The organism is Aphanizomenon sp. UHCC 0183, assembly GCF_009712065.1.
Classification (GTDB): Bacteria; Cyanobacteriota; Cyanobacteriia; order Cyanobacteriales; family Nostocaceae; genus Dolichospermum; species Dolichospermum heterosporum.
Genome location: NZ_VILC01000085.1, coordinates 1 through 6,191, shown reverse-complemented (window position 1 = coordinate 6,191; position 6,191 = coordinate 1). Strand labels below are relative to the sequence as shown.

General features: G+C 42.6%; 5 protein-coding genes. 4 read left to right on the top strand and 1 reads right to left on the bottom strand.

Annotation, left to right across the window (positions count from 1 at the left end; all coding sequences use genetic code 11):
• Positions 1 to 64: 64 nt before the first annotated feature.
• Complete coding sequence (locus FJR37_RS20975) at positions 65 to 1,315, bottom strand: competence/damage-inducible protein A (RefSeq protein WP_168467030.1); 1,251 nt, start codon at positions 1,313 to 1,315, stop codon at positions 65 to 67.
• A 158-nt stretch (positions 1,316 to 1,473) separates the two neighbouring features.
• On the opposite strand from FJR37_RS20975, the gene FJR37_RS20970 reads away from it, so the two are divergent.
• The 4 genes from FJR37_RS20970 (at position 1,474) to FJR37_RS20955 (ending at position 5,930) form a co-directional block, all read left to right on the top strand.
• A complete protein-coding gene (locus tag FJR37_RS20970) occupies positions 1,474 to 1,680 on the top strand; it encodes a hypothetical protein (protein ID WP_053538132.1) in 207 nt (68 codons plus the stop codon).
• Positions 1,681 to 2,004: 324 nt separating this feature from the next.
• Positions 2,005 to 2,685: a uracil-DNA glycosylase family protein gene (locus FJR37_RS20965; protein ID WP_168467029.1), complete on the top strand. Its 681-nt coding sequence runs from the start codon at positions 2,005 to 2,007 to the stop codon at positions 2,683 to 2,685.
• 904 nt (positions 2,686 to 3,589) lie between these two features.
• Positions 3,590 to 4,447, top strand: a complete 858-nt coding sequence (locus tag FJR37_RS20960; RefSeq protein ID WP_371416154.1) for a Tab2/Atab2 family RNA-binding protein — start codon at positions 3,590 to 3,592, stop codon at positions 4,445 to 4,447.
• A gap of 169 nt (positions 4,448 to 4,616) precedes the next feature.
• Positions 4,617 to 5,930: a TldD/PmbA family protein gene (locus tag FJR37_RS20955; RefSeq protein ID WP_168467027.1), complete on the top strand. Its 1,314-nt coding sequence runs from the start codon at positions 4,617 to 4,619 to the stop codon at positions 5,928 to 5,930.
• Positions 5,931 to 6,191 lie beyond the last annotated feature (261 nt).

Below are 6,191 nucleotides of genomic sequence, written 5' to 3'. Positions count from 1 at the left end.
CCCCCCTCCCCCCCTCCCCCCCCTACCTACCCCCCTACCTCCCCTACCCCCCTTCACCAGACTACTATCTTGTGAGCAGATGTCTCCGCAGATGATCTAAGGCTGCATTTGCACTCACATAACGAATTAAAGACCGTCCCCGAATTGTTCCGAAGCGATGTTCAAAACTGATTACTTCATTACCAGGACAAGCTAAACCAATATAGACTAAACCCACTGGTTTGGTTTGGGTTCCCCCGGTTGGTCCGGCAATGCCTGTAATACTTAATCCCCAAGTGGTTGAAAGCCGATTTTTAACGCCAATAGCCATTTGTTCAGCTACTGTCGCACTTACCGCCCCAAATTCCTCTAAATCCTCTGGGTTGACTCCTAATAGTCCAACTTTGACAGAATTATCGTAGGCAATTACCCCACCCCAAAAGTAATCAGAACTACCAGAAATTTCCGTTAACATTTGCCCCAGTCCCCCACCAGTGCAAGATTCGGCTACAGATAGGGTTTCTCCCGCAGACTTTAATAAATTACCAACAACAGCAGCAAGGGTGTCATTATCAATGCCATAATAATCTAAGCCAGCAATTTCTATTAGTTGTTTTTCAATGGGTGCAATTAAAGCTTCTGCGGTTGTTGCGTCTGTGGCTTTAGCAGAGATTCGCAGTCTGACCTCTCCCTTGCCTGCATAGGGGGCTACTGTGGGATTAGTTAAATTAAAGTAGGGGGCTACTTTTTCGGCTAAAGCAGATTCTCCAATTCCCCAAAATCTTAAACTGCGACTATAAATAATTTCCTTTCCCCAACCTTGACTTTTCAGGAAAGGTACTGCGGTTTCTGTCCACATTCGATACATTTCGCTGGGAACACCAGGGAAAGTAAAAATAGTTAATCCTGGACGGGGTTGCCAAATAATACCCGGTGCTGTTCCTGTAGGGTTGGGTAAAATTTCTGCACCTTGGGGAATTAAGGCTTGTTTGCGATTATTAGCGGACATTATTCGTCCCCGTTGGGCAAATTTTTCGGCTATATCTTCGACAATATCGGCTCGTTCTATGAGAGGAACGCCAAAAAAATCAGCGATAGTTTCGCAGGTGAGATCATCGGGTGTGGGTCCTAAACCACCTGTGAAAATGAGAATTTGTACTCTGGAAGCAGCAATTTCTATAACTTCTTTGAGTCTGTCTGGATTATCGCCGACGACGGTTTGATAGTAGTGAGGAATGCCTAACTGTGCTAATTGTTGAGCAAGATATTGGGCATTGCTGTTGAGGATATCTCCCAGCAGCATTTCTGTACCAACGCAAATAATTTCTGCACTCATGGGGGTTAAAAAGGAATTGGGAAGAGGAATTTGGGAAGAACTGGTGATATTAAATACTCGCTTGAATTTTGCTTATTTCTGTACATAAATTTAATAAGTATTATAAAATTAAAGATGACGGTTTTAATCCGACTATTTGCAAAATATAAACATAAACTATGAATATTTGGGTAAATGAACAAATTGATCCTTCTGGACTGATTCACGCCTGTATTGCCTCTTGTGATGAATCTCAGGCTAGAGATTGTCATGAGTCGTTTAAGACTAATCTCACGAACTCTCAAAAGGCAGAGGGCTGGATTGCAAAATTACGAACAGTCAAATCTTGGGATGATGTGCCAGTTAATGCTTTAAAACTTGATTAATTAGAGTGTGCTGTCTGGAAAAAAGGGCGATACTTGTGATGAGGTAGACAAAGCCCCAATCTAATCCTGTCTATTAATTGATAGGATGGGTGGTAATAAGTAGGTGAACGGAAAAAAACCGAAATATGTAACGAAAAGTAAAATCGCCCAAATCCTCTTCACTCTTGCCTCTTGCCTTGCCTCTTGCCTCTTGCCTCTTGCCTCTTGCCTCTTCACTCTTGCCTCTTACCTCTTGCCTCTTGCCTTGCCATAACGACGATCTCTAATGCTAACCTACTTATTTGCGTTAATATTCTGAAGTTTCCAGTTACCATTCTAAATTCCATGCAGCATGAGACTCAACTTAGTTTATTTGATAACTCCAGCTTAAACCAAAGAGAGCTAATTACTACAAGTAATAAAATTCCCATTCCGCCAGGAACTTATGAGAATGTAGAGGAATTGACAAAACATTGCAATGGCTGTCAGCGTTGTGCGTTAGCCCAGAACCGGACTCATGCTGTGGTTGGGCGTGGTAATCTCCAAGCCGATATTATGATTATTGGAGAAGCACCGGGGAAAAGTGAGGATGAAACAGGTTTACCATTTGTGGGTAGATCAGGACAATTACTAGAAAGTATCTTAGCTTCGGTAAATTTAAGTACGGAAACAGATATATATATTGCCAATATTTGTAAGTGTAGACCACCGGAAAACCGTGTACCGACTAATGAAGAGGCTGCTGCTTGTAAACCATATTTATTTGAGCAGATTCGCCTGGTTGACCCAAAAATTATCTTATTAACAGGTGCAACTTCTGTGAAGGGTGTGATTGGTGATAACCGTCCGATTACTAAAATTCGTGGTCAATGGTTGGAGTGGGAAGGGCGCTTATGTATGCCTATTTTTCATCCCTCTTACTTGTTGCGTAATCCTTCACGGGAACAAGGAAAGCCTAAGTGGCTCATGTGGCAGGATATACAGGTGGTTCGGGCTAAGTTTGATGAGTTGACAAACTATATTTAGGGTTTGCTGAAAAAGTTATCTGTGAAGGCAGGGAACAGGGAACAGGGAACAGGGAACAGGGAACAGTTTTAACTTGTGTGTACACGATAGCTCCTAAAAGGCTACTCTGTACACACAAGTTATCGAATCACCATTATTCCTCAAATTACCCCACCCTAACCCTCCCCGATGCTTTGGGGAGGGAACTAATTTTTCCGGTTTCCCCCCTCGCTCACTTACATATTAGAGACTTCCAATTAAAAAAATATCCTAAAATTTCTTGTGGTGCGGGCATCTTGCCCGCTAATAATACAAGGACGGGCAAGATGCCCATCCCACATCCCACAAGATTGGATCATCTTTTTTGTGGATTTCTCTTAGAGTAAACAAATCCAAATCACCAAATGGTGATAACAAATATACAGTTAGATCCAAAAATGCGATCGCTCTTTACAAATATACGCCTTATGCGAGTTAAAAATATTGTGGTTCTATCAGGGTTTCCAGAGTTCTCTAGAACGATAATTCCAGAATCATCAACGGTATTACAAGGGTTTCAGCATTTAATTCACATAAGCCGTAATATAAGTAGGTGAACACAATAAAACCAAACTGTGTAAAGAAATGTAAAATCGCCCAAACCCTCTTCACTCTTGCCTCTTGCCTCTTGCCTTTTGCCTTGCCATAACGACAATTTTCAACACCAACCTACTTATATCAAGCTCAAGCCCAACGCTACTGTCAAGGATAGAGACTGGATCTTCCTTTTTAGTACATTATATTGCATCTATTTTTTGTAAAAGCGTATATTGTTATTCTCCAAAATTAGTAAATATCAATGCTCCTGTAAATTGGTAAAGTTAGGAAATCACAAATATTTAAGTCATCAGATTTTTACCGCTAAAACATGGGCAGCCAGAGAAAAATGTACTGGGAACTCGATTTTTACTCCCGTCCGATTTTGGACGAAAATCAGAAAAAAGTGTGGGAAATGTTGGTGTGCGAAAGTCCTGTAGATATTGGTACACCAACGGATTCTCTGTTTCGCTATGCTAAATATTGCCCAAGTACCCAGGTAAATTCGGGTTGGCTACGGACAGCAATCCAGGAAGCGATAGAAGAAGCTGGTACAGCACCTACCAAAATCCGCTTTTTCCGCCGCCAAATGAATAACATGATCACCAAATCCTGTGAAGATGTGGGAGTACCCGCCGTACCAAGTCGGCGGACGTTGGTTCTCAACCAGTGGATACAGCAGCGAATGAAGGAAGTTTATCCCCAAGAACCAGGATATCAGGGGGTAGTTAATCCTTCGGTGCGTTTAGATAGACCCTTGCCCCAGCGATTACCAGATGCGTTAGAAGGAAAACAATGGGCTTTTGTGACTTTAGAGGCTAGTGATTTGGCGGAAATGCCGGATTGGGAAATTGGCTTTGGTGAAGCTTTTCCCCTAGACTTGGCGCAATTGTCCCCAGAAACTCGGATACCAGGAATTTTGATTTTCTCCCCCAGGGCTTTACCCATAGCGGGTTGGATGTCTGGTTTAGAAATGGCTTATTTGCACTTTGACACCAAGCAAGGCAACAGGTTGATTTTAGAAACGGGGGCTACGGAAAGTTGGGTGGTGGCTAATATCCGCACTCCTGAACTTTTGGCAGAAGCACAGGGCTTTGCGGTAGCTAAGGAACAAGCCAATGGCGTACATTTTATTGGTGTCCAGTCCGATTCTCAATCCCAAGATTTTGCGGGCTTTTGGCTGTTACAAGAAATCAATTTGCCATGAGGGTACAAGCAGGGATAAGCTCTAAACTGGTGCAAATGAGTGTTTCTTATCTGTTCCCTGTTCCCTGTTCCCTGTTCCCTTTTTTGTAACTGTTGATGACACGCTAATGGGATAATAATGTGCGTCTATTAAGCGATTTATATCCAAAATCCATAATTCATAAAGGGACATGGGTTCTGCAAATTTGTTACAAGATACACTGGCGGAACAACTGCTAGAACTTGCCCTCAAATCTGGTGCTGAGGCTGCGGAAGTATATCAGTCACGATCGCTTTCTCGACCAGTTTTTTTTGAAGCCAACCGTCTCAAACAACTAGAAACCAGTCAATCTGAGGGTACAGCCCTACGGCTATGGCGGAATGGTTGTCCCGGTTTGACGGTGGCTTATGGCGATGTTGATCCCCAAGCTATGGTGGAAAAATCTTTGGCACTGAGTCAATTAAATCCACCGGAAACGGTTGAATTAAATAGTTATACGGGGCAATCTTACCCAGATTTAGGCACATCTGTATCTGTAGAGATGTTGATTAACTGGGGCAAAGAAGCGATCGCCTTAATTCGTGATGTCTATCCAGATATTCTTTGCCATAGTGACTGGGAATGCGATATAGAAAACACTAGACTGATCAACAGCAAAGGTTTAGATTCTCACTACACCGACACCACACTTAGCTGCTATATGTCAGCGGAATGGGTGAGAGGTGATGATTTTCTCAGTGTTGCTGATGGTCAAACTCAACGCGATAAACTCAACCCAGAGAAAGTAGCCAGCCAAATTTTACAGCGCTTAAATTGGGCTAAAGAAAACATTCCTAGTCCCAGTGGTCGTAGTCCTGTATTGTTCACTTCCAAAGCAGCAGATATGCTGTGGGGAACTGTGCAATCAGCTTTGAATGGTAAACACATCTTGGAAAAGGCTTCCCCCTGGGCAGATAGATTGGGTAAACCAGTTATTGCCCCCACCCTGACCCTTTACCAAAACCCAAAAGCTGGTCCCTATAGTTGTCCCTTTGATGATGAAGGTCAACCTACCCAGTCATTGATATTTATCGAAAATGGGATTTTACGGAATTTTTATAGCGATCGCACCACTGGACAACAATTAAACAGCGGTAGCACTGGTAATGGCTTTCGCCCTGGCTTAGGTAGTTATCCCACTCCTGGATTATTTAACTTCCTGATTCAACCTGGTGATCTTTCCCTATTAGACTTGATTAAAAAGATGGATGATGGCTTAATTATCGATCAAATGTTAGGTAGTTGTAGCGGACTATCAGGTGATTTTTCCATCAATGTTGATTTGGGATATCGGGTCAAAAACGGGCAAATAATTGGCAGAGTCAAAGATACGATGGTAGCAGGTAACGTCTACACAGCCCTAAAACAAGTGGTGCAACTAGGTGGAGATGCGGATTGGAATGGTTCTTGTTATACACCATCGCTGATAGTAGAAGGACTATCAATTACTGGGAAAAATAGTTAATATTATAACATCCCAGATCCCCGACTTCTTGAAGAAGTCGGGGATCTAACACAACGCAATGATCTAGACGTTTGGGAAGGGTGGGGTATGAGGGGTATTGGGGGGATGGGAAGAACAGGGGAAGTTGTCTCTTCTCTCGCGTCGAGACTTGTAAGTTTTAACATTTAAGGGTTACAGAAAAATATTCTGAATCAGGATAACCAGGATTAAAGGATTGACAGGATGGTAATTTATAGATGGTTTGTTAGTGATGAAAATTGC

Bases quoted from the DNA above. Each gene is read 5' to 3' on its own strand.
- FJR37_RS20955 (WP_168467027.1), top strand. From the start codon at position 4,617: ATGGGTTCTGCAAATTTGTTACAAGATACACTGGCGGAACAACTGCTA.
- FJR37_RS20970 (WP_053538132.1), top strand. From the start codon at position 1,474: ATGAATATTTGGGTAAATGAACAAATTGATCCTTCTGGACTGATTCAC.
- FJR37_RS20965 (WP_168467029.1), top strand. From the start codon at position 2,005: ATGCAGCATGAGACTCAACTTAGTTTATTTGATAACTCCAGCTTAAAC.
- FJR37_RS20960 (WP_371416154.1), top strand. From the start codon at position 3,590: ATGTACTGGGAACTCGATTTTTACTCCCGTCCGATTTTGGACGAAAAT.
- FJR37_RS20975 (WP_168467030.1), bottom strand. From the start codon at position 1,315: ATGAGTGCAGAAATTATTTGCGTTGGTACAGAAATGCTGCTGGGAGAT.